Below are 23,092 nucleotides of genomic sequence, written 5' to 3'. Positions count from 1 at the left end.
CTCATGATGTTTTCAGCGAAGCTGAATATATAAGTTCAAAGATTTATCCAACGTAAGGAGGATAAATCATCCTTCACTGTACTTTGTACTCTGTCATCTGTACTCTGCATTTAAGATCCTGTTCCCACATAATGTCTTACGCCAAATTTCCATAATATAAAGCTTGGAATAATGAATAAGCAGGCGATTATGGGTGAGAACATGTAGAGTACATTGTGGCTTTTGCCTATTATATATAGTAGAGGGTAGTAGTTAACAAAAGCTAGTGGAATAATGTAAGTAAAAAATTTAAGTACAAAGTTTTTGTATATGTCTAAAGGGTATTGAGCAAGTTCCCTTCCACCATCGGTAAAGATATTAATAATTTCAAGGCTTTCTATGGTAAAAAAACATATTACAGCAGATATTATGAATAGTCCAAAGAATAAAAAGGTTCCACCTATAATCATTAAGGCGAGAGTAAAAATTTTGTCTGGTGAAAAGTAAACTCCGCAGGTTTTTAGTGAATATATGAATACTATTAGGGCTTCAATAAGTCTGCCTATTCGTGTGAGTTCAATTTTTGTGCCTAATACTTGAAGTACTTCATTTCTAGGACGTACTAGTATCCTGTCAAAACTGCCATCAGATATTATGGAAGGAAAGGCATCAAAACCTCTTCCAAAACATTCTGCAAGTGCAAAGGACATGAAAATTGTGCTAAAACATAAAAGAACTTCATTAAAACTGTAATTTTTAATGCTGCCAAAGCGTGTAAATAAAAAATACATACTTAAGAAAGAGAAAAAGGTTGTTAGGCATTGACCAATACTTGTTAGAAAGAAGGAAGTTTTATATTGCATTACCGACTTTAATTGAATTGAAAAATATTTTAAGTATAGCTTCATATTTTAACCTCCTTGCACAGTTACACGTTTTAAAGCTTTAGAAATTATAAATTTACCTATTAAAATAAGTATTAACAGCCAAAATACCTGAAGTGCTATAGTAGAGAATGCATCAGTTACAGGGATTTGACCACTATAAACTCTAAGGGGAATATTTTGCATTGCGGCAAAGGGGGATAAATAAATGTATTTTGTAAGATAGTTTGGCAAAAATGGCAGTGGGACAAGGCTTCCAGAAAGAAAATCTGCTGTCATCACAAGAGCAAGTCTTACACCCATAGGGGATACCGTGTAAAAAGTAAATATATAAACTAGCATGCAGTAAGAAACAACCACCATAAAGCTTAAAAACATTGTAATTATAAATAATAAAAATGAGGAAAAAGAATTTGGTAAACTAAACTTATATGGTGCTGGTAAAAAGAAGGCAACAATTAATATTGGAAAGCATCTTAAAAGCGTTCTTGAAAGTCTTACGGCGCAGCTTTTAACAAACCAAGTATTATATATGTCAAAGGGCCTTGAGAGTTCATAGGCAATATTGCCACTGGTGATTAAGGTAAAAATATCTTCATCTAAAAACCATGTCATAAATAGTGCTAAGAATGCCTGTTGAAGCCATAGATAACTTGCAAGTTGTGAAAAATTCATTGGAGCCTTTGATGGATTACTTTTATAAAAAGCTTGATACATCATGATGTACATAAAACCCCAAGCAAATTGGGTTGCAATTCCAGCATAAGCAGCGGTTCTGTACTGCAGACCGTTTATAAAGCGAATCTTAAAAAAACATAAATAAGCTCTCATATCTTAAACTCCTTATAAAGCTTTACAACTATTTCATCCATGTTGCTTTCGTTAAATTTTTCTTTCAATTCATCTATGCTGCCATCAAGAAGAACTTTTCCTTTACCAATTAAAATAATTCTTTTAGTAAGCGCCTCTATGTCTTGGGTATCGTGGGTTGTGAGTATTACAGTGGTTTTATTTTCTTTATTTATGTTTTTTATAAAATCTCTTACCGCAATTTTTGATACAGCATCTAAACCTATAGTTGGCTCGTCTAAAAATAAGATTTTGGGGCTATGGAGAAGTGAAGCAGCTATCTCACATCTCATGCGCTGACCTAAGCTTAACTGCCTTGTTGGAACTTTAATTATTTCTTCAATATTAAGCATGTCTGTAAGCATGTGCATATTACTTTTAAATTTGTTATCAGGTATTTTGTAAATTTCCTTTATTAGTTCAAAGGAATCTACGACGGGTACATCCCACCAAAGCTGTGAGCGCTGCCCAAAGACAACTCCTATATTTTTAACATGATTAATCCTATCCTTCCAAGGAGTTCTTCCATTGATAACACACTTGCCGCTATCTGGATTTAAAATTCCGCTCATTATCTTTATGGTAGTGCTTTTCCCAGCTCCATTAGGACCAATGTAGCCAACCATTTCACCTTCCTTAATTGTAAAGGAGACATCCTGTAAGGCAGGGACTATTTCATATTGCCGCTTAAAAAGGGCTTTTACTGCATTGCTAAGTCCAGCATTTCGTTTGGAAACTTTGAAAGATTTTGATATCTTGGTTAATTCAATCATATAATCACCCCAATTTCAGAGTACAGATGACAGAGTACAGAGTACAGTGAATGATAATTTTCTGTTGGTACAGAAAATTTTATAACTTAATGGGCTGACGCCCAAACTCTCCATAAGTAATTAAGTATATAAGGTTAAGGGGGGATAAATTCATTTTATACACAAATATTAAATATTACGAAGTAATAGTTAAATTTTTTCGCCTAAGAAGAAGGCGAAAAAGCTAATAGTGAAAGGTTTTAACTTGCTTTGCTTGTTAAAAGGTGAACTTTTTCACTTATGTGAAAAGCAAAGGATGATTTTCCTACGCTTTGCTATGGAAAATCTTTAATTTAAATTTATAATTTTTCCGTAGCAAGGCGGAGGAAAAATAACCTTAGCTTTCGGATTTATCCGAAAAGTTAACCTTTAACGTGCACAGCATCGTTAAACCCTTCACTTTTCACGTAAGTGAAAAAGTTATCCTTTTAATGAGCAGGGCGAAATTAAAACCCTTCACTTGATTTGGTTCGCAATAATTTTAGGTTACGTATTAAATGTTATAGTAACAACCCCATTTTCATTCTACACCCTACTCTCTACTCCATTTTTTTCCGTGCTTAATAATTATATAGTTAAATACCCTTTAACGAAAGCTTCTGTTTTACTAGTAGATTAATTTGCCGTGCTTGCCAAACTAATTTTAATAAATTCCCTAGTTTTTTCTTAAAATATCTAAATTTTAGTTGACAAGGTTGCATTTTTGCTATAAGATATAAGTATAAAATGACGGTAAATAATTAATCTATTGACTTCATGCCAAAAACGGATTAACAAAATATGGAAATACATCCCTGCCAAGTAATGGTGGGGTTTTTTATATATTTAAGGAGTGAAAAATGTTGAATATATCATTTTTAGGTGGAGCAAGAGAAGTTGGTGCTAGCTGCATACTTGTAAAAATATTAGAAAAAAATTTGCTTATGGATTGTGGTATAAGACAAGGTGCGGCAAAGGATATACTGCCGGATTTTAGTATGATACAAGAAAGCGGAGGAATTGATGCAATTATAATAAGCCATGCACATATGGATCACATAGGAGCACTGCCGCTAATAAGCAAGGAATATCCTAATGCTAGAATTTATATGAATAACATGACAAAGGAGCTTATGAAGGTACTGCTTTATGACAGCTTAAAGATTATGAATAGTAGGGAAGCTGAAATACCACTATATGCAGAAAAAGATGTAGAAGCTATGCTTGATAGAATTTTTACAATTAATTATCAGGTTGAATTTGAAATAATTACTGGTATAAAGTTAAGCTTTTATCCAGCAGGACATATAGCAGGCGCAAGTGGCGTGTACATAACCTCAGAGGAAGGAAGTCTTTTTTATTCTGGAGATTTTTCCATATTCAAGCAGAGATCTATTGAAGGGGCTAAGATACCTAAACTTAGACCAGATGCAGCAATATTTGAGGCAACCTACGGAGATAAGCTTCACAGTAACAGAGAAATAGAGGAAGATAGATTAATAGATGTAATAAAGGATTGTATTCAAAACAATGGAAAAATGCTCATACCTGCTTTTGCACTTGGAAGGGCTCAAGAGGTTTTATTAATTATAAAAAGTGCTATTAACAAGGGTAAACTGCCAAAAGTTAAAATTTATGTTGATGGAATGATAAAGAATATAAATAGGGTATATAAAAGCAATCCGCTTTATTTAAAAGGAAGCCTTGGAAAGAAGGTATTAAGGGGAATTGAGCCCTTTTATGATGATAATATTTCTCCTGTAGAGAATAGAGAAGAGAGAGAAAAGCTTTTTGATTCAAAGGAAACTGTAGTTGTCATATCGAGTTCTGGAATGATGACAGGTGGACCAAGCCAATCCTATGGAGAAAAAATAGCTGGAATGGAAAATGGATATATTGTTATAACTGGTTATCAGGATGAAGAGGCGCCGGGAAGAAAGCTTTTAAATTTATTGGAACTTCCAAAAGAAGAAAGAACGATGGAGATAAATAGCAAAAAAGTACCTGTAAAATGTACCATAGAAAAGGTTGGATTGTCAGCTCATGCCGACAAAAGTGAGATAAAGGCATTAATTCAGCAGTTAAGTCCAAGAAACATTTTCCTTGTACATGGTGAAGAAAGCGTTATTGAGGGGCTAGCCGGTGAAGTAGCTAGAGAAGCACCAGCAAGGGTATACGTTCCTAAAGCTGGTGAAACTATAGGTGTAAATATAAGAGTTCCTAGAAAACAATTGAAAAGGCAGCTTCAATATTTGGTGGGAAGCAAGGAAGAAATTAACGAAGAAAATATAGAAAAGCTTTGGAAATTTACAAGAGAAAATTATTATGAAAGATTGTTTACAATAGAGGAATTGCTTATTATATGGAAGGGAAATGCTGTATTTAATTCAGAGGAAATTGAAAATATAAAAAATATACTATTAAGTTCACCTTATTTTGATAATGATGCTAGAAGATTTTTTATGTTTAAAGCAAGAAGCGAAGAAGAGGTTGAAGAAGAGCTTGCTCCAAAGGAATTAAAGCCAAACGAAATAAATGATTTAGTTAAGGATTATTTTGGTGAGTATGATTTTAAGAAAATAAGCATTAAATTAGAAGAAAAAAAGATTATTCTTGTGTTCGATTTCCCTAAAGTAGTGGATGAAAAAATAAACAATATAATAGCTGAATTTGAAGATAAATTTGCTTGGAAGGTTGAAATTAATAAAGAAACCAATAGCAATGCAGTAGAAAATTTAATAAGGACATTGTTTATAGATTTAAATATTAAAAAAATATCGTTTTTGTTTAATGAAGATAAAGTGGTTGTAATTACGGATGACGAAGTAAAGGATAACAAGAAACTTGAAGAGAAATTCAAGAGTAGCACAGGTTTTGATATAGTTTTTCAGGGAAATAATAAAAATGCTAATATAAATGAAAAATGCACAGTGTCAGCAGGAGATGCACCTATAATGGAGCAAAATGATGCATTTAAATATATAGATACTTGTTTTGAAACTGAAAAGCATAAGCCGTATAAGAAGAGTATAAAAACTAAAGGCAATATGGAACTCAGTTTTATTTCACCTGTAATAGGAAGAAAATATATAGGAAAACTAGAGCTTATGGCAAGAGATATAGGCTGGAATATAGGTATATCAAATTCGGTAAACCAAAATGAAATTCTTAATATTGCAGTAAGACTTTGTGCAAAAGCAGGAATTAAATTAAAGAAAAACCCATCCTTTAATTTAGGAACAATGGAAGTTACTTTGAAAGTTGAAGATGGAGAGGAAGGAGCTTTTGGGAAGATAGTAGAGGAATTTCAAGAGGTTACTGGATGTAGGCTACATATTTGAGGAAAGATCATTTAAAATATGGAAAGTATGAGTAATAAGGCATACTTGTAAATTACAATTTGTCGAGGAGAAGCCAAAGTACAAAGTATAGAGTACAGAGTACAATGAAGGAGGATTTTTCTCCGTTAGCACTACGAAAAATCTGAAAACTTATTTTTTTATTGCTTACGCAATCGCACTATACATGGTGCTCAGCGAAGCTGACACCATTTAAGTTTAAGATTTACCTGAGAGAAGCGAAAGGTAAATCATCCTTCTTTGTACTCTGCTCTAAAAATTGTAATTTGTTAGTTCCACTATACATATAAACTTTCTATGTATTTTTTAATTCCACCCAATAAATAAATCATTGAGTATTTACCACATTATGATATAATAAAGTTACTTTAAAAAGTTACTTTAAAAAGTTTTTCAATGATGGTCTGGAATTCAATAAGAAAAAATTGGTGTTCGTTTTGAAGGAGCTTACATGGGTTCCATAGTCCATGTAAACGATTTTGTTAGTTGAATTTAAAGGGGATGTATTATAAATGGTAAATAATCAATTTAGGCTTCCAAGGCTTATAAGTGATGGAATGGTTTTGCAGAGAAATGTAAAGGTTAAAATTTGGGGATATGATGTAGCTAATGAAAAGGTAACCGTATATTTCATGGATAAGGTGTATAATTGTGTAACTGCTTCTAATGGAAAGTGGAAAATTGTTTTAGAAGAATTAGAAGCAGGTGGACCTTACAGTATGAAAATAGAAGGAAGCGGTACGGCAGTTATAAAGGATATATTAATAGGTGATGTATGGGCTTGTACAGGACAATCAAATATGCAGCTGCCTATAAGTCGTATAAAAGTAATTTATGAAGATGAAGTTGGCAATGCAAGAAATCCATATATAAGACAATTTATTGTTCCGGAAAGATATGAATTTAAAGAAGCCATAGAAGATGTAGAGACAGGTGAATGGAAGGGAGTAGACCCAGAAAGTATTCTTGATTTTTCGGGTGTTGGATACTTCTTTGCAAAAGCCTTGTATGAACAATATAAAGTACCAATAGGCTTGATTAAAACAGCCATAGGTGGTTCCTGCGTTGAATCTTGGTTAAGTGAAGAAGCATTGAAGGAATTTCCAAGATCAATGAATATAGCAGATAAGTTTAAGGATGATGCTTACTTCAATAAAGTTAGAAAAGATGATCAGGAAGGCTGTGAACAATGGTATAAAAATATAGATGAAAATGATGAGGGTCTAGCCAATCCAGAAAAGCCATGGTTTGATCCAAGCTGCGATATTTCTGATTGGGATATTATTAATTTACCAGTCTGCTTTAAAAATGAGAAAATAGGGGATTTAAAAGGTTCCGTGTGGTTTAGAAAGGAAGTTGATCTTCCAAAAGCAATGCTTGGTAAACCTGCAATGATTTTGCTTGGGACTATTACAGATAGTGATGCTGTTTATATAAATGGTAAATTGGTAGGAACAACAGCTTATCAATATCCACCAAGAAGATATAATATTCCTAAGAACCTGCTTCAAGATGGAAAAAATACTATTGTAATTAGGGTTATCAGTAATAATGGTAATGGTGAATTTACAGAAGGTAAGCCTTGTGAAATAACTGTTGGAGACAAAAAAATCGATTTAAGGGGAAAATGGAGATACCACATAGGTGTTTCTGTAGAGAATCCATTGCCTTCAGTAACATTTTTCCCATCAGTTCCATTATGCTTGTACAATGGAATTTTAGCCCCTGTAACGAATTATCAAATTAAAGGTGTTATTTGGTATCAAGGTGAATCCAATACGGACATGCCTAAGGAATATAAGGATATGTTTGTTCGTTTGATATTAAATTGGAGAGAGAAATGGAAGCAAGGAGATTTCCCATTTTTATATGTCCAGCTTCCTAATTTCATGAAAGCTAAGAAAGAACCAGGTGAAAGTAATTGGGCGGAACTTAGAGAGGCTCAACTTGAAACATTTAAGGTTACTAAAAATACGGCAATGGCAGTGGCTATTGATGTAGGAGAATGGAATGATCTTCATCCCTTGAATAAAAAAGATGTGGGTGAACGTCTTGCACTGGCAGCTAGAAAAGTAGCATATGGAGAAGAAGACTTAGTTTATTCAGGACCGATTTATAAGGCTATGAGAGTTGAAGAAAATAAAATAGTAATATCCTTTACTGATGTTGGTAGCGGTTTATGTACGCATGGAAATGCGGATTTAAGCCAATTTTCAATTTGTGGTGTAGATAAAAAGTTTGTGTGGGCGAAAGCTGAAATAAAGGATAATGAAGTTGTAGTTTGGAATGAAGCTATTGCTAAGCCTACTGCTGTTAGATATGCATGGGCAGATAACCCAGAGGGTGCTAATTTATATAATAGAGAAGGTTTACCAGCATCACCATTTAGAACAGATAAGCAATTATAAATGTAAATCTGTGCAGGGGGCTGTGAAAAAAAAGATATTCTATAGGAGCATGTGAAAAATATAGGCATTATTTTTTACGAACCACTCATAAAACCTTATGTGCGGCATAGTAAAACTTATAAAACGCCTATATTTTTCTTGTTTATTGAAGAAAAGTAATCAATTATTGCTAGATGATAGTGATCTATTTTTAAGCTCTATAAAGATAATTTTGTCATAATAATAAAATATAAAGAAAAGTATGCTAGGTATAAAAACCAAAGATATAATTGGTATATTCTTACATAGGGCATATGCTAGTCCAATGATTATGATTTTTAATATAGTTATTGGGAGTTTCTTTATCATGTAGTAAAGTGATACCATAAATAAATCTTTTAATTTAAGCTGAAATATAGAGTTTATTGCTAGTGTAAACAAGCTTAATAAAAATATAATTACAAGAAGTATAGCAAAAACTATGCGAAATCCACTTTGTGGTATTTGATAATAATCTATTAGTAATAGAGTGATTGTAGTAAGTTCTATTAGCCATGGTTTTAAATGAGATACAAAATTGTTTTTATACGAATTCCAAAAGTATGAGGAAAATTCTATATCTTTCTCACGTAGTAATTTACCATTAGTGGAGTATAGTGCACCTAAGGATGGACCTAAGGGGATGAGAAAAATAAATAATAAAAATAAGTTTAAATTATTTTGTGAGTTTGTTATAAAGACAAAGTAGAGTAAAAGAAGTATATTGCAAATACCTAAATAAATGCTACCTAGAAAAAATCCAATAATATAATTTGTTATTATATAAAATGGTCTATCGTAAAATTCTTTTTTCATGATTATATCAATTCCTTTCTGCTTACTTAAAATACAAAACATAATTAAATTTTTTAGTTTACTATAAAATTTAGTGTGTTAAGTTTCCTTTTTTTGTAATGGTTTTCAATGGTATAATAACACTTATCATTATAAAGTACAAATAAGTAAAAATACACTAGTTATAGAAATATATATATTTTTTTATGTTTTTTATATAATTTGTTAGGTTGATACAAATATATAACAATGATAAGCTTTACATGTAAGCAAAACGTTTACAAAAATAAACATAAAAATAGTATATAAACAGGATCATAAGGGGGAGAGGTAAGTGATAAAAAGAAAATCATTTTTAAGTGTGCTCTTAACAGGGGTAATGGCATTAAGTGTTTTTTCAGGGTGCCAAAGCAATACAAGTCAAACTTCAAGTGATGGCAAAATAAAAGAGTTTTCAGTATTCTATGCTACTACAGGAACAGAACTTACAAAAGGCAATAGGGTACAAAATGTAATTGCAAAAAAAATAGGTGCTAAATTAAATGAAACATATCTTACAGGTCAAACCGGCAAGGAAAGAGTTGGAGTAATGATTGCTGGCGGTAATTATACAGACTTTATAGATGGAGGTGAAGCAACAAAAGCATTACTAGACGCTCATGCATTTATTCCGATAGATAAGTATTGGGATAAATATCCTAATATTAAAAACTTTTATTCCGCTGGTGATTGGAATAAGTTGAGACAACCTGATGGACATATTTACTATATAAATCAATTCGGATCTGTTCAAGGAAAAGACATGAAACAGGATTATGGTGATGAAGCTTTTTGGCTTCAAAAAGCAGTTGTAAAGTGGGCTGGTTATCCTAAAATTAAAACTCTAGATCAATATTTTGATGTAATTGAAAAATATAAGGCTGCTCATCCAACTATAAATGGCCAACCAACTATTGGATTTGACATTCTATGCGATGGTCAGAGTAATTGTGGCTTCTGTTTAGAAAATCCACCTCAATTCTTAGCAGGATATCCTAATGATGGAAAGGCAATCATAGATCCTCAAACAATAACAGCTAAAAGTTATGATTCAATTCCAGAAGCAAAGGCTTATTTTAAAAAATTAAATGAAGAATATAATAAGGGAATTATAGACTCTCAAACATTTACAGCATCTAAAGATCAATATATTTCTAAGCTTTCAACAGGTAGGGTACTTGGAATGGTTGATCAACATTGGCAATTCCAAACTGCAGAAGATGCATTAAAACAAAGAAATGAAGATGAAAGAACTTATGTACCATTTGATTTAACTATTTATCCTAATGTAAAAGCACATTATAGATCATTACCAAATGTAAATGCAGGTAGTGGTATTGGAATTACAACTAGTTGCAAAGATTTACCAGGCGCTTTAAAAGCACTTAATGATTTACTATCTCCTGAAATAGAAACATTAAGAAATTGGGGCGAAAAAGGTATTGATTATGAAGTAGATAGTAAGGGCGTATATTACAGAACTCAAAAACAAAGAGATGAGCAAAGAAATCAAGATTGGATTCATGCTAATTTATGTACTTATGCAAATTTACCTAACTATACTGGTTTGCAAAAAGACGGAATTAACGCTATGACACCAAATGATCAACCAGGTGAATTCCAATCAACCTTAACTGCTATAGATAAAGAAGTTCTTAAAGGTTATGGATATACGAAATGGACAGATTTTGGTCCAGCACCAGAAAAGAAGAATGAACCTTGGTTCCCTATTTATTCATATGTCAATACATTGGCAGCAACAGATCCAGCACAAATAGCCTATGCAAAAATGGATGATGTTAAAAAACAGTGGCTTCCAAAAGTTATTATAGGTAAAACTAGTGATTTTGATTCTTGTTGGAATCAATATCAAAATGAACTAAAAACTAAAGCGGATGTAAAGACATATCTAGCCTCACTTACAAAAGAAGCAAAGAGAAGAGCAAAATTATTTAAATAGATATTAGATATAGATAAGCAATTTGAAAAGTTAAAATTGCTTGTCTATAGGGTGCCTTTTTAGGTACCCTATTTATTAAAATAATTTTGGTACAAGTAAATGGTTCAATGCCATATGAAAGTCATATAAAAGGTTACAAGGAAAAGGGGAATAAGGATGGAAATAAAAGCTGAATACAATAATTTAAAACTAGAAAAAAAACCAAAACAAAGTCTATTACAAAAAATCAAAAAGCAAAAAACCTTAGTTATTATGTCTATTCCATTTGTTATATATATAGTAATATTTGCTTATTTGCCACTTGCTGGTTGGCTCATGGCATTTCAAAACTTTCAGCCAGCAAATGGATTACTTAATCAACAATGGTGTGGACTTAGTCAATTTAAATTTTTATTTTCTGATCCAACTTTTTTATTAGTAATAAGAAATACTCTATGTATGAGCTTAATTAACTTAGTATTAAGTTTCGTTTGCTCCATAGGTTTTGCATTATTACTCAATGAGATAAGAATAACTTTTGCTAAGAAGTTTATACAAACGGTTTCTTACTTACCTCACTTTCTTTCATGGATAATTGTAACAGGTATTGTGGCAGATGTTCTTTCACCAGAGACGGGTATTGTTAATCACGTCCTACTTTCATTACATTTAATTAAAATGCCAATCAATTTTTTTGCAGCAACTAAATACTTTTGGGGTATTGTAGGCATTTCGAATGTTTGGAAAGAAGTAGGGTGGGGAAGTATTATTTATCTTTCAGCTATTACAGCTATTAATCCTGAATTATATGAAGCAGCAGAAATTGATGGTGCAGGCAGATGGCAGAAAATGCTGCATGTTACGTTACCAGGCATTAAATCAACAATATTTATATTATTAATAATGAATATAGGAAATATTGTGAATGCGGGGTTTGAAATACAGTACTTATTAGGAAATGGACTTATTCAAAGCGTATCTCAAACAATAGATATCTTTGTATTGAAATATGGTATTAGTTTAGGAAACTACTCATTAGCTACAGCAGCAGGTATTTTTAAAAGTCTAATAAGTATAACATTAGTAGTTTTAGCAAATCGTTTTGCAAAAGCAATCGGAGAAGAAAGGTTATTCTAAAGGAGGGTTACTTATGTCAGTGGGAAAAAAAAGCAAAAAAGATAGGATTTGTGATATTATTATAGGAATATTTATGATCTTATTCGTGATTGTAACACTATATCCCATATTGAATACGTTGGCTATTTCGTTTAATGATGGTATTGATTCTGTAAGGGGCGGTATTTATTTATTTCCAAGGATGTTTAGCTTAAAAAATTATCAAACAGTATTAAATAATCCAAACTTAAAGCAAGCAGCGTTTATATCAGTTTCAAGAACTGTAATTGGTACTGTATTGGCAGTGTTTTTCGCATCAATGCTAGCATTTATCCTAAGTAGAAAAGAGTTTGTGTTTAAAAAGCAACTTACGATTTTATATGTAATTACAATGTATGTTGGTGGTGGAATGATTCCAGTATATATATTGTTCAAAAATCTACATTTATTTAATAACTTTTTAGTTTATATTTTACCCTTTATGGTAAGTGCATTTAATGTGATTGTTATTAGAACTTATATTAACGGATTACCAGAAAGCTTGTCAGAGTCAGCTAAAATTGACGGCGCAGGGGATTTTAGAATTTTTATTCAGATTATATTGCCTTTATGTAAACCAGTTCTTGCTACAATTGCATTATTTGTAGCGGTTGATCAATGGAATCAATGGTTTGATTCAATGATTTATTGTGCAGGAGCTCCAAATTTAACAACGCTTCAATATGAACTTATGAAAATATTATCATCTGCTACATCTTTATCTACTAGCTCAGGTGCAACATCAGATTTGACGAAAAATTCAGCGTCTATGGTAACACCAATGTCTATCCGTGCAGCCATTACAATTATAACAGCATTACCAATTGTTTGTTTATATCCTTTCTTACAAAAATATTTTGTAACAGGACTTACTATAGGAGGAGTAAAAGAATAATGATAATAAAGAGCTATACCATCTATTAGAGGTGATATAGCATATTTTTAATTATTGAAATTCAAGCGGCTTAATGTTAATTTATTGATTAAATAATAAAAAATGTATAATGTATATATAAAGCATTATGTAATTATTACAAAAAGGGGATATGTATATGAAAAATGTTAACGTGTTAGATAATTGTAGTATTAAGTCAAAGTTATTAATAATACAAATATTTTGTGTTCTTATTCCCATGATTGTAACTAATTCAATTGTTTACATAACAATAAAAAACAATGAGGTGAGAGAACAAAAAATAAATATGGCGTACACTATAGATAGGGTTAAATATAACTTGGAAGCTGTATTAAATGATTGTGTATTAGTATCAAATCATTTGAATAATGATGTAGCTTTTAATAATTTTATTACCAAAAAATATAGTAATGTTCTTGAATACTATGAAGCATACAACTCTTTATTGCAAAATAATGCAATAGATTATTATTATAATTCACAGCATGTATATCAAGTTACAATATATACAGATAATGATACTATAACTGATAGCAATAATTTCATAGTATTAACGCCACAAATTAAAAATAGTGATTGGTATAAGAAGTTTTGTGATAATAATAAGCAAATGACTATTGCAGTTTATTATGATAACGATAAAATGGATTCTCCTTATAGTGGTACAAGAAGAACTATTAGTATTATTAGAAAAATGGATAGCAGTACAAATGGTTGTAAAAATATTTTAAAGATAGATGTAGACTATAATGTAATACTTAATGAAATGTTAAATGAAAAAATGGATGGTAATTTATATATTTATAATAAAAAATACATTTTGTTTTCAAATGTAGAATCTAATCCTAGATTAAATCAGTTTGACACAATAAATCATATTAAGGAAAGAGCAGTTAAGGTAAAAGGCTCTTTTAATTTTAAGGCAGCCAATGAGGAGTGGGATATTGCTGTTACTGAAAATGCAATAAATCCACTTTCAAATATTGCTGAGTGGAAAAAAATATTGTTTGGATTAATAATATTTAATTTGCTATTGCCAACAGTTATTATCACTTTGGTGTCACATTCCATTAGGTATAGGGTTGGATTACTTGGAGTGTATTTAGGTAAAGTGGAAAATGAAGAATTCAATACAATCAAATGCAAAAATGGAAAAGATGAAATAGGAAAATTAATTCGAGATTACAATCTAATGGTTTTAAGAATTAAAGATTTAATAGAAGTAGTATTTAAGAAAAATGCAGAAAAGCAGCGTCTAGAATTAGGTAAAAAGCAAGCAGAATTAAAAGCATTACAAAGTCAAGTAAATCCTCATTTTTTGTTTAATACTCTTGAAAGCATTCGCATGAGAAGTTTAATTAAAGGGGAAGATGAAACTGCAGGAATAATTGAGAATTTATCAATATTGCTGCGAAAGACAATAAATTGGGGAGAAGATTATATTACGATTGAAGATGAGATTCTATTTGTAGAAAATTATCTTAAGCTTCAAAAGTATCGTTTTGGTGATAAATTATCTTTTGGTTTTTGTGTAATGGAGTCATGTAAAATTATAAAAATACCCAAATTATCTATTTTAGCCTTTGTTGAAAATGCATGTGTTCATGGCATTGAAGAGGTAGCTCATGATGCAAGCATTAATATTACTGTATATAAAGATGAGAATAATTTATTTATAGAAATTTTAGATACAGGAGGCGGAATGGAGCAGGAGAAATTAAATTTGATTAGAGAAAAATTAAAAAATGCAAAAATGGACATGCTTGAGAACAGTAAAAGTATTGGTGTATTTAATACTTATATGCGTTTACAAATGTATTGCAACAATAATATGAAATTTGAAATTGACAGCAAGTTAAAGGAGGGTACGAAAATTACAATACAGATTTATCTTGATAAATTAAATCAAAATAATGATGTATCTTAAGATAATAATTAATATTAAGGTGGGGAGTATTATGATTAAAATCTTAATAGTAGATGACGAACCTTTTATTAGACAGGGATTGAAGATTTTAATTAATTGGGAGCAATATGGTTATAAAATTGTAGCCGAAGCTGCTAATGGCATTGAGGCTATAAAAGAAATAGAAAAAAAAGAAATAGATTTAATTATTGTGGATATAAAGATGCCTGAAATGAATGGCATTGAATTAATTGAATATGTACGAGCTAATATACCAAAAAGATTAAAGTTTATAGTGTTAAGTGGTTATTATGAGTTTGAATATGCTAAAAAAGCAATTAAATATAATGTAACTGATTATATTTTAAAGCCAATTCAAAAAGATGAGTTAGTTAAAGTATTAAATAGTTTTAGAGAAGAATATCTTAAACAAGAAAATAGTGAGACTATACAAAGAATAAAAGATAAGGTTGTATATGATACTTATTTAAATGAAATTATATATGGAAAATGCAATAAAGTTAATTTGCAATATGTTAATAACTGCCAAAGCTTTTCGGGAGAATTACGATATATAATTATTGAAATTAGGTATTATGATGATAATTGTAGTAACATTTCTGAAGATGAAAAAATAGAAGGTAAACAGAGAATATATGAAAAAATTATTGGATGGCTAGGAGAAAATTATTATAACGTAATTATTGACGGTAGTAAGTGTGCAGATTGTTATGAAATTGGCTTTATTTATGATAAGAGATTATCAAAAGAGCAAGGTATAGATGAAAAAAGATATATTGAAAAATTAAAAATGGTTATGAAGCGGAATGAAAAATATGATATTTATATGTATATTGGACAGAAGGTATCTAGTATCAAGGAATTATCAGTATCATGTAAAACTGCGACTGTAGCTAAATTATTCTCCAATTATTCAAATGAAAATAATGTTGCATATTATGACGAAATTATAGGTGAAAAGGGATTTAATTATAATGTGGAAAAACAGTATATGGATAAGCTTATTCATGAAATTGAGGAAGATAATGAAGAAGAAATTATAAAGTGTGTTGATAAAATTTATAATAGTTTTAAAGAGCAGAATATAGATTTAGAAATTATAAAGTTAAATATTAATTATTTATTATTTAATATTATCAATATTGCAAAAGAATTAGAGTCAGAGGTTAATCATGAGGAAGTAATGCAATATTTTAGTTCAATTTCTTTTGAGCAAATGATAAGTAGGGGAAGCATAGATCATTTTAAAAGGTTTTCTCTAGAATTTGCAGAATATTTAAAGCATTTAAGGCAAAATTCAGCTAAAGGAATTTTAAATAAAATTGATAGGGAAATAGCAGAGCACTATAAAGAAAAGTTAAGTCTGAAATATTTAAGTGAAAAGTATTATATTAATTCTGCATATTTAGGACAAATATTTAAAAAGCACTATAAGGTATCATTTAATGAATATTTAAATGCATACAGAATTGAAAAGGCCGCACAGCTACTTAAGCGGGGGGATGATAAGATTTATAAGATAGCAGAGAAGGTTGGATTCAATAATACAGATTATTTTATAAATAAGTTTGTTAAACTAAAAGAAAAAACACCATTACAATATCGAAAGCAGTTTTTTAAATGTGACAAGTCAGTATAAATTAACAATTTGGTTGTTGAAATTTACTTGGGGAATATCCTGTAATTTGCTTAAATTGCCTGCAGAAGTGCTCTACGTTATTATACCCACATAGAAATGCAATTTGTTCAATAGTATGTGTGCCGTGAAACAGATATTCTTTTGCTAGGCGAATGCGGTTGCTTATTACATCATTCATGCATGAGATACCAAAGGTATTTTTATAGATTGTTTCAAGGTATCCTGAACTTAGATGTAAACGATTAGCCATATCCATTACAGTCCAATGGTTACCAGGATTATTGTGTATTTCTTTCCTCAGATTTAAAAGATTGTAGTATTGGGAAGATATATTTTTATGGTAGTAAGATTCTAAAAGCTTGTTAAATAATATTCTTAGTATATAATCTATTGATGATTCTTTATAATCTTTGTTGAAAAAGTTTTCAGCACAAAGTAACTGAAACAGCTTATGGCAATATTCTGGATCATCTAAAGAAAAAGGAACACCAAATGGAAGCGTTGTTTTAGTAACATAGGATTCGGTGGAATCAAAACGCAGCCAGTCATTTATGTATTTATCACCACAGGCACGATAGTATATTTTTTGGTGAGGATGAAAGAGCACAGAGCTGTAAGCAGGATATTCTTTTATTTCACCATTTACCCAGAAAAGAGCGGGAGTTTGAGTGAGAAGAAGAAGCCAACAATCATGACCCTTAGGAATGTCAAAAACAAAACTACTAGGGTGCAAAGCATCACAGCCTACATAATCAATATTAGTCATAGTTAATCTCCTAATCTTAGAATATATCAATTTTATATTATTATATATCATTGTTTCAATTTTGTATATATTTTATAATTCCTATATAAAGTAATGAAAACAATGTTAGTTACAATATAAACACATATTACTATAATTATTAGAAATTATTAATTAGAGGGGAAGATTTGCAATGCTATCAGGAGTAAAAAAAAGTTCAAGTTATATACTTTGCTATACTAGGTTACAGCAGGAAGAGATGATTTATGCACCTAAGCTAGCATACAGCATGCATCTTGCTTACAGTGAAGATGGAAAATATTTTAATGATTTAAATCATAATTCAGGTGTTTTGTTTGCAAAGGCAACAGATAACGAAGATGGAACTCTTAACGCAAAGAGCCTTAAAAATCCATATATTTTCTACATGGCAGATGGTACTTTTGGCGTTGTTGCTGTACGTATAGAATCAGATGGTGAAAATGACAATGAAAGCAAGGGTAAAGTTCTATTATTTACATCTTTAGATCTTTTGCAGTATAAAGAAGTTGGATTGGTTGATTTTAAAATAGATACTTATGTAAACGATGTATGCTGCCAGTATGATGAACAGAAGAAAGCTTATGTTATTAGATGGAGTGACGAGAGTGGTAACTACTATAGAAACTTTATTACTGATATTACTAGTTTAACTAATGCATCGGCGCCAGAGAAGGCTGAAGCTTTTGCTATAGAACCTGTGTGTGCTGGTATAGAGGGAATAGTACAGAGAAATGCTATAAGAGTATCAGAAAAAGTTGCACACAGACTTGTATGTAAACTTACAGTTCCAACAAATATAAAAATGGAAGTTCTAGAGAGCGTATCTGTTACATCGAAAGAAGATTTGAAAACTGTAAAAGCTACTGCTATTTACAGTGATGGAACAACAGATATAAAGATGGTAGATTGGAATACGTCAGAGGTACAATGGGGCAAGCCGGGAACCTATCATGTAACAGGTACTGTACATCAGGAGCATTATATATTCCCAGTAGCCATTAATAGGGCAGATCCGTGTATTGCTAAATGGAATGAAAAGTACTATTTTATTGCAACTAATGATGCTGACGGCAATCACACCTTATATATGAGGGAAGCAGATACAATTCAAGGTTTAGTAAATGCAAAGGAAGTATTAATACTTGATTCCAATACTTATGAGGGTATTGGTGGGCTACTTTGGGCACCGGAATTTCACATAATCGAGGATAATTTATATATCTTTCATGCAGCAACACCAGGGGAATTCTTCCATGAAGAGTCCCACGTTATGAAACTCAAGAAGGGTGGAAGCCCAGTATGTGCAGCAGATTGGTCAAAGCCTCAACGTGTTGTAAAGAAAGATGGTACGTATTTATGTGAAGCAGGAAAGGTTATCTCTCTTGATATGACAAACTTTGAGGTAAACGGAGAATATTATGTTGCTTGGTCACAACGTCAGTTTTTGCCTGTAGATCTAGGGGCTTGGGTTTATATTGCAAAAGTTGATCCCAAGGAGCCTTGGAAACTTACAACTGATCCAGTACTGCTTACTAAACCGGATTATGGTTGGGCAAATAATCATGCTTTTGTTGATGAAGGACCATTTACCTTGATAAGAGATGGAAAGCTATTTTTGACATTCTCCAGCGCATTAATAGATGCAACTTATGTTGTAGGACTGTTGACTGCTGATAAGGATACAGATTTGTTAAATGTTGAAAATTGGACAAAGACAAATTATCCTCTTTTAACATCTAGAAGCATGCCAGGCGAATATGGTCCTGGTCATAATGCATATGTGATAGATGATAATGGAACTGTCTGGAACACCTATCATGCAAGACCTGGAGTTGAGGGACCAAGATCAACTGGTATACGACGTGTCCGTTTTGATATAGACGGGTATCCAGTACTGGATTTGCCAGAATACAAGGACTTGAATAAGGAGTTAGTAAAAGTAGCTATTAATGTTGTTGTAAAGTAAATGGAATATAAAATTGAATTAAACCCAAAAAAGGAGACTTTAATATGAGTAATAATCCAATTATTTGGGCTGACTATCCAGATCCAGATATAATTCGAGTGTATGATACTTATTATATGATTAGTACTACAATGCATTTTATGCCTGGGGGTACCATATTGCGTTCCTACGACCTTGTTCATTGGGAAGTAGCAACTCATGTATATAATATTTTGGAGGATACACCAGAACAAAAACTTGAAGGTGAAAAACATATTTATGGAAAGGGAATGTGGGCGGCTTCGCTGCGTTATCATAAAGGTAAATTTTATGTATGCTTCGTAGCAAATGATACACATAAAACTTATTTATTTACAGCTGATAATATTAATGGCCCTTGGAAAAAACAAATTATTGAAGGATTTTATCACGACGCTTCTCTGCTGTTTGATGACGATGAAAGAGTTTATATTATTTATGGAAATACTGAGATTCATCTCACAGAATTAAAGAGTGATCTTTCTGGTCCTAAGCTTGGGGGCATTGACAGAATCATAGTGAAAGATAATGAGCCTCATCACCTTGGTTATGAAGGTTCTCATTTTTATAAAATTAATGGTAAATACTATGCCTTTTTTATACACATATTAAAGTCTAAGGGTCGTAGAACAGAAGCTTGCTTTATGGCAGATTCTCTTGAAGGTGAATTTACTGGAGAAGATGTTTTTGATGATGACATGGAATATCATAATTCTGGTGTTGCACAAGGAGGAATAGTTGATACTCCTGATGGTAAATGGTATTCTATGCTATTCCAAGATCATGGTGCCGTTGGACGCATACCTGTTCTTGTACCATTACACTTTGAAAATAAATTTCCTGTATTTGACGTGAAGGCACCAAAATATATTGAAGTTACTAGTACAAGACTAGGATATGAATACAAGCCCTTAGTTGGAAATGACGATTTTATTTATGGGGCAGATGAAAATGGCAAAGTTCATCTAAAAGACTTTTGGCAGTGGAACCATATACCAAATGATGCTTTATGGTCAGTAACAAAAAAGCCTGGAACATATAGTATTGATTCTGGGAAGATTTCTTCAAATTTAAATTATGCAGTAAATACACTTACACAGCGTACAGTTGGTCCTGCATGTGAAGCAATTGTAACCTTGGATGGAAGCAAACTTAAGGATGGGGATTATGCCGGTCTATGTTTATTAATTAGTTCATATGGTTTTATAGCACTAAAAAGAGAAGCTGGTAAAAGTTACTTAGTAATGTCAGCTAGGACTACTGGTGATAAATCTATATTTGGTAATCTTGTGGATAGTAAGCCTGCAGAGGAATATGAAAGAATTCCAATAGCGTCTCATAAGGTTACATTGAAGGCATATGGAAATTTTAAAGATGGCAAAGATGAGTGTGAATTTTACTACCAGGATGGAGAAACGTGGAATAAGCTTGGTATTACCCATAATTTGGTGTGGAAAATGGATCAATTTGTTGGAGGTCGTTTTGGGTTGTTTATGTACTCCACAAAAGAAGTTGGTGGAACTGCTGAGTTTTCAAGGTTTAGATATAATATTTTAAATTAAAATATAACGAGTTAACACTATAAAGATAGGGGAGTTGAATAAATATGGATAAGGTAGCTTTAAATAAAAGTGTTTTATATAAGTGTTGGCTTAATTATGATAGAAAAGTAAACTTATCAGAAGAAAGCAAGGAAATAATAAAAAGAATCTTAGTAGAAGGAGAAAGCCAAATTATTGATTCAGCAGTAAAAGAATTAAAAATGGCAGTTCAAAATATTATTGGGGAGGAGCCAAAGCTTTTAAAGAGAACTAGGCTACCTCATGTATTTTTAGGAATATCAACTAATGATAGTTTAGGTATTGATGGATTCGAGATAAAAAGAATTAAAAAATCCATAAAAATATTAGGAAATAATGAAAGTGGAATTTTATACGGAGTTTTTAGCTTTATAAGAAAAATTTATACAGGAGTGGATATAGGAAATATTAATATTGAAGATAGTCCAAAGAATATGCTTAGAATGATAAACCATTGGGACAATATAAGTGGAGATATAGAAAGAGGTTATGCCGGCAAATCTATATTTTTTAAAGATAATCATATAGTGGACAATACTGAAAGAATTAATGAATATGCAAGACTTGCAGCATCTATTTCTATAAATGGAATTGTTATAAACAATGTAAATGTCCATGAATATGAAACAAAACTTATAAGCGATGAGTACTTAACTAAGGTAGGAGAAATAGCAAATATTTTTACAAGCTATGGAATAAAGCTTTATTTAAGTATTAATTTTGCATCGCCAATTGAACTTGGAGGGCTTAAAACAGCAGATCCACTTGATGTAGATGTCAAGCTTTGGTGGAAGGAAAGGGTAAAGAACATATATAAAGTAATTCCTAATTTTGGAGGCTTTCTTGTAAAGGCAGATTCAGAATTTAGACCAGGGCCCTTCACTTATGGACGGAACCATGCAGATGGAGCAAATATGCTTGCAGAAGCACTTGAACCTTTTGGAGGAATAGTAATTTGGAGATGTTTTGTATACAATTGTCTTCTTGATTGGCGAGATAGAAGTAAAGATAGAGCAAAGGCTGCATATGAAAATTTCAAGCCGCTTGACGGAAAATTTAAAGATAATGTTATACTTCAAGTAAAAAATGGACCTATGGACTTTCAAATAAGAGAACCTATATCACCGCTTTTTGGAGCAATGAAGAATACAAATGAGATGATAGAGTTTCAAATAACTCAAGAATATACAGGACAGCAAAAACACCTTTGCTACCTTGTGCCATTGTGGAAGGAAGTCTTAGACTTTGATACCTTTGTAGAGGGAAGGGGTTCAACTGTAAGTAACATAGTAAACGGAAGTTTATTTGAAAGAAAATATGGAGGGGCTGCAGCTGTAGCCAATATAGGTGATGATGAAAGCTGGACAGGACATCCTTTGGCACAAGCGAATTTTTATGGGTATGGTAGGTTAGTATGGGATACCTCTCTTAGTTCAGAAGAAATAGCAAAAGAATGGGTAGAACTTACCTTTGGAATTTTTAAGGAGGAGACTACAATAATATCAATGCTTGCAGAATCAAGAGATATATATGAAGAGTATACGTGTCCACTTGGAATAGGTTGGATGGTAAATCCGAATAATCATTATGGACCAAGTGTTGATGGTTACGAATATTCAAGGTGGGGAACTTATCATTATGCTGACTATAAGAGCCTTGGAGTAGATAGAACAACTGAAACTGGAACTGGTTACACTGGTCAATATTCAAAGCCAATAAAATATATGTTTGAAAATCTACAGACTTGTCCAGAAGAACTTTTACTTTTTTTTCATAACATGGATTACAAATATGTACTTAAGAGTAGAAAAACTATCATTCAACACATATATGATACTCATTTTGAAGGCGTAGAAAAAGTATTTGCTTTAAAAGAAAAATGGATTTCTCTTAAGGGAAAAATCAATGAAGATATATTTAATTCTGTTATTGAAAGGTTGAATATTCAAATAAAGGATTCAGAGGAATGGAGAGATGTTGTCAATTCTTATTTTTATAGGAAAACTGGAATTGACGATGAACTTCATAGAAAAATATATTAAG

Annotated in this window: 15 protein-coding genes; 10 read left to right on the top strand and 5 right to left on the bottom strand. The window is 31.5% G+C overall.

Features of this window, described 5'->3' with window-relative positions; translation table 11 throughout:
• Positions 1–110: 110 nt before the first annotated feature.
• The 3 genes from CUEA01_RS23320 to CUEA01_RS23310 are packed head-to-tail and all read right to left on the bottom strand — an operon-like array spanning position 111 to position 2,485.
• A complete protein-coding gene (locus tag CUEA01_RS23320; RefSeq protein WP_234124697.1) occupies positions 111–887 on the bottom strand; it encodes an ABC transporter permease in 777 nt (258 codons plus the stop codon).
• A 3-nt stretch (positions 888–890) separates the two neighbouring features.
• The gene (locus CUEA01_RS23315) at positions 891–1,694 is read right to left on the bottom strand and encodes an ABC transporter permease (RefSeq protein ID WP_234124696.1); all 804 of its coding nucleotides are present in this window, start codon (positions 1,692–1,694) and stop codon (positions 891–893) included.
• Positions 1,691–2,485, bottom strand: a complete 795-nt coding sequence (locus CUEA01_RS23310; RefSeq protein ID WP_234124694.1) for an ABC transporter ATP-binding protein — start codon at positions 2,483–2,485, stop codon at positions 1,691–1,693. Before CUEA01_RS23310 ends, CUEA01_RS23315 begins: the two co-directional genes overlap by 4 nt.
• Positions 2,486–3,363: 878 nt before the next feature.
• Here CUEA01_RS23310 and CUEA01_RS23305 point away from each other — a divergent pair.
• On the top strand, positions 3,364–5,844 hold the full coding sequence (locus tag CUEA01_RS23305) for an MBL fold metallo-hydrolase (protein ID WP_234124693.1): 2,481 nt from the start codon (positions 3,364–3,366) through the stop codon (positions 5,842–5,844).
• A 530-nt stretch (positions 5,845–6,374) separates the two neighbouring features.
• Entirely contained in the window at positions 6,375–8,270 is a 1,896-nt protein-coding gene (locus CUEA01_RS23300; RefSeq protein WP_234124691.1) for a sialate O-acetylesterase, read from the top strand.
• A 159-nt stretch (positions 8,271–8,429) separates the two neighbouring features.
• On the opposite strand, the gene CUEA01_RS23295 is transcribed toward CUEA01_RS23300, so the two are convergent.
• On the bottom strand, positions 8,430–9,104 hold the full coding sequence (locus tag CUEA01_RS23295; protein WP_234124689.1) for a DUF624 domain-containing protein: 675 nt from the start codon (positions 9,102–9,104) through the stop codon (positions 8,430–8,432).
• A 313-nt stretch (positions 9,105–9,417) separates the two neighbouring features.
• Between CUEA01_RS23295 and CUEA01_RS23290 the strand changes: the two genes are divergently transcribed.
• From CUEA01_RS23290 to CUEA01_RS23270, 5 genes are all read left to right on the top strand, one after another.
• Positions 9,418–11,082, top strand: a complete 1,665-nt coding sequence (locus CUEA01_RS23290; RefSeq protein WP_234124687.1) for an extracellular solute-binding protein — start codon at positions 9,418–9,420, stop codon at positions 11,080–11,082.
• 252 nt (positions 11,083–11,334) lie between these two features.
• Complete coding sequence (locus tag CUEA01_RS23285) at positions 11,335–12,198, top strand: ABC transporter permease (protein ID WP_407929281.1); 864 nt, start codon at positions 11,335–11,337, stop codon at positions 12,196–12,198.
• Positions 12,199–12,211: 13 nt separating this feature from the next.
• Positions 12,212–13,111, top strand: a complete 900-nt coding sequence (locus CUEA01_RS23280; RefSeq protein ID WP_234124684.1) for a carbohydrate ABC transporter permease — start codon at positions 12,212–12,214, stop codon at positions 13,109–13,111.
• Positions 13,112–13,268: 157 nt separating this feature from the next.
• Entirely contained in the window at positions 13,269–15,059 is a 1,791-nt protein-coding gene (locus tag CUEA01_RS23275; RefSeq protein ID WP_234124682.1) for a sensor histidine kinase, read from the top strand.
• Positions 15,060–15,090: 31 nt separating this feature from the next.
• On the top strand, positions 15,091–16,698 hold the full coding sequence (locus CUEA01_RS23270; RefSeq protein WP_234124672.1) for a response regulator transcription factor: 1,608 nt from the start codon (positions 15,091–15,093) through the stop codon (positions 16,696–16,698).
• Position 16,699: 1 nt separating this feature from the next.
• Here the strand turns inward: CUEA01_RS23270 and CUEA01_RS23265 are convergent, their stop codons facing one another.
• A complete protein-coding gene (locus CUEA01_RS23265; RefSeq protein ID WP_234124671.1) occupies positions 16,700–17,464 on the bottom strand; it encodes a helix-turn-helix transcriptional regulator in 765 nt (254 codons plus the stop codon).
• A gap of 172 nt (positions 17,465–17,636) precedes the next feature.
• Between CUEA01_RS23265 and CUEA01_RS23260 the strand changes: the two genes are divergently transcribed.
• Genes CUEA01_RS23260 through CUEA01_RS23250 form a run of 3 tightly spaced genes read left to right on the top strand, consistent with a single transcriptional unit; the run spans position 17,637 to position 23,091 of the window.
• Positions 17,637–19,451, top strand: a complete 1,815-nt coding sequence (locus CUEA01_RS23260) for a family 43 glycosylhydrolase (protein ID WP_234124670.1) — start codon at positions 17,637–17,639, stop codon at positions 19,449–19,451.
• Positions 19,452–19,495: 44 nt separating this feature from the next.
• On the top strand, positions 19,496–21,031 hold the full coding sequence (locus CUEA01_RS23255; RefSeq protein WP_234124669.1) for a glycoside hydrolase family 43 protein: 1,536 nt from the start codon (positions 19,496–19,498) through the stop codon (positions 21,029–21,031).
• A 44-nt stretch (positions 21,032–21,075) separates the two neighbouring features.
• Positions 21,076–23,091, top strand: a complete 2,016-nt coding sequence (locus tag CUEA01_RS23250) for an alpha-glucuronidase family glycosyl hydrolase (RefSeq protein ID WP_234124667.1) — start codon at positions 21,076–21,078, stop codon at positions 23,089–23,091.
• The last annotated feature ends 1 nt before the right edge of the window (position 23,092 follow it).

The sequence above is a fragment of the Clostridium hydrogenum genome (assembly GCF_021432385.1).
Classification (GTDB): domain Bacteria; phylum Bacillota; class Clostridia; order Clostridiales; family Clostridiaceae; genus Clostridium_S; species Clostridium_S hydrogenum.
The sequence above is the reverse complement of the archived record's forward strand: the minus strand, read 5'-3'. Positions and strand labels throughout refer to the sequence as shown.

Excerpts from the sequence above, each read along its gene's own strand:
- CUEA01_RS23295 (WP_234124689.1), bottom strand. The coding sequence starts at position 9,104 with ATGAAAAAAGAATTTTACGATAGACCATTTTATATAATAACAAATTAT.
- CUEA01_RS23270 (WP_234124672.1), top strand. The coding sequence starts at position 15,091 with ATGATTAAAATCTTAATAGTAGATGACGAACCTTTTATTAGACAGGGA.
- CUEA01_RS23255 (WP_234124669.1), top strand. The coding sequence starts at position 19,496 with ATGAGTAATAATCCAATTATTTGGGCTGACTATCCAGATCCAGATATA.
- CUEA01_RS23275 (WP_234124682.1), top strand. The coding sequence starts at position 13,269 with ATGAAAAATGTTAACGTGTTAGATAATTGTAGTATTAAGTCAAAGTTA.
- CUEA01_RS23285 (WP_407929281.1), top strand. The coding sequence starts at position 11,335 with ATGTCTATTCCATTTGTTATATATATAGTAATATTTGCTTATTTGCCA.
- CUEA01_RS23265 (WP_234124671.1), bottom strand. The coding sequence starts at position 17,464 with ATGACTAATATTGATTATGTAGGCTGTGATGCTTTGCACCCTAGTAGT.
- CUEA01_RS23300 (WP_234124691.1), top strand. The coding sequence starts at position 6,375 with ATGGTAAATAATCAATTTAGGCTTCCAAGGCTTATAAGTGATGGAATG.
- CUEA01_RS23260 (WP_234124670.1), top strand. The coding sequence starts at position 17,637 with ATGCTATCAGGAGTAAAAAAAAGTTCAAGTTATATACTTTGCTATACT.
- CUEA01_RS23315 (WP_234124696.1), bottom strand. The coding sequence starts at position 1,694 with ATGAGAGCTTATTTATGTTTTTTTAAGATTCGCTTTATAAACGGTCTG.
- CUEA01_RS23320 (WP_234124697.1), bottom strand. The coding sequence starts at position 887 with ATGAAGCTATACTTAAAATATTTTTCAATTCAATTAAAGTCGGTAATG.
- CUEA01_RS23310 (WP_234124694.1), bottom strand. The coding sequence starts at position 2,485 with ATGATTGAATTAACCAAGATATCAAAATCTTTCAAAGTTTCCAAACGA.
- CUEA01_RS23250 (WP_234124667.1), top strand. The coding sequence starts at position 21,076 with ATGGATAAGGTAGCTTTAAATAAAAGTGTTTTATATAAGTGTTGGCTT.
- CUEA01_RS23305 (WP_234124693.1), top strand. The coding sequence starts at position 3,364 with ATGTTGAATATATCATTTTTAGGTGGAGCAAGAGAAGTTGGTGCTAGC.
- CUEA01_RS23280 (WP_234124684.1), top strand. The coding sequence starts at position 12,212 with ATGTCAGTGGGAAAAAAAAGCAAAAAAGATAGGATTTGTGATATTATT.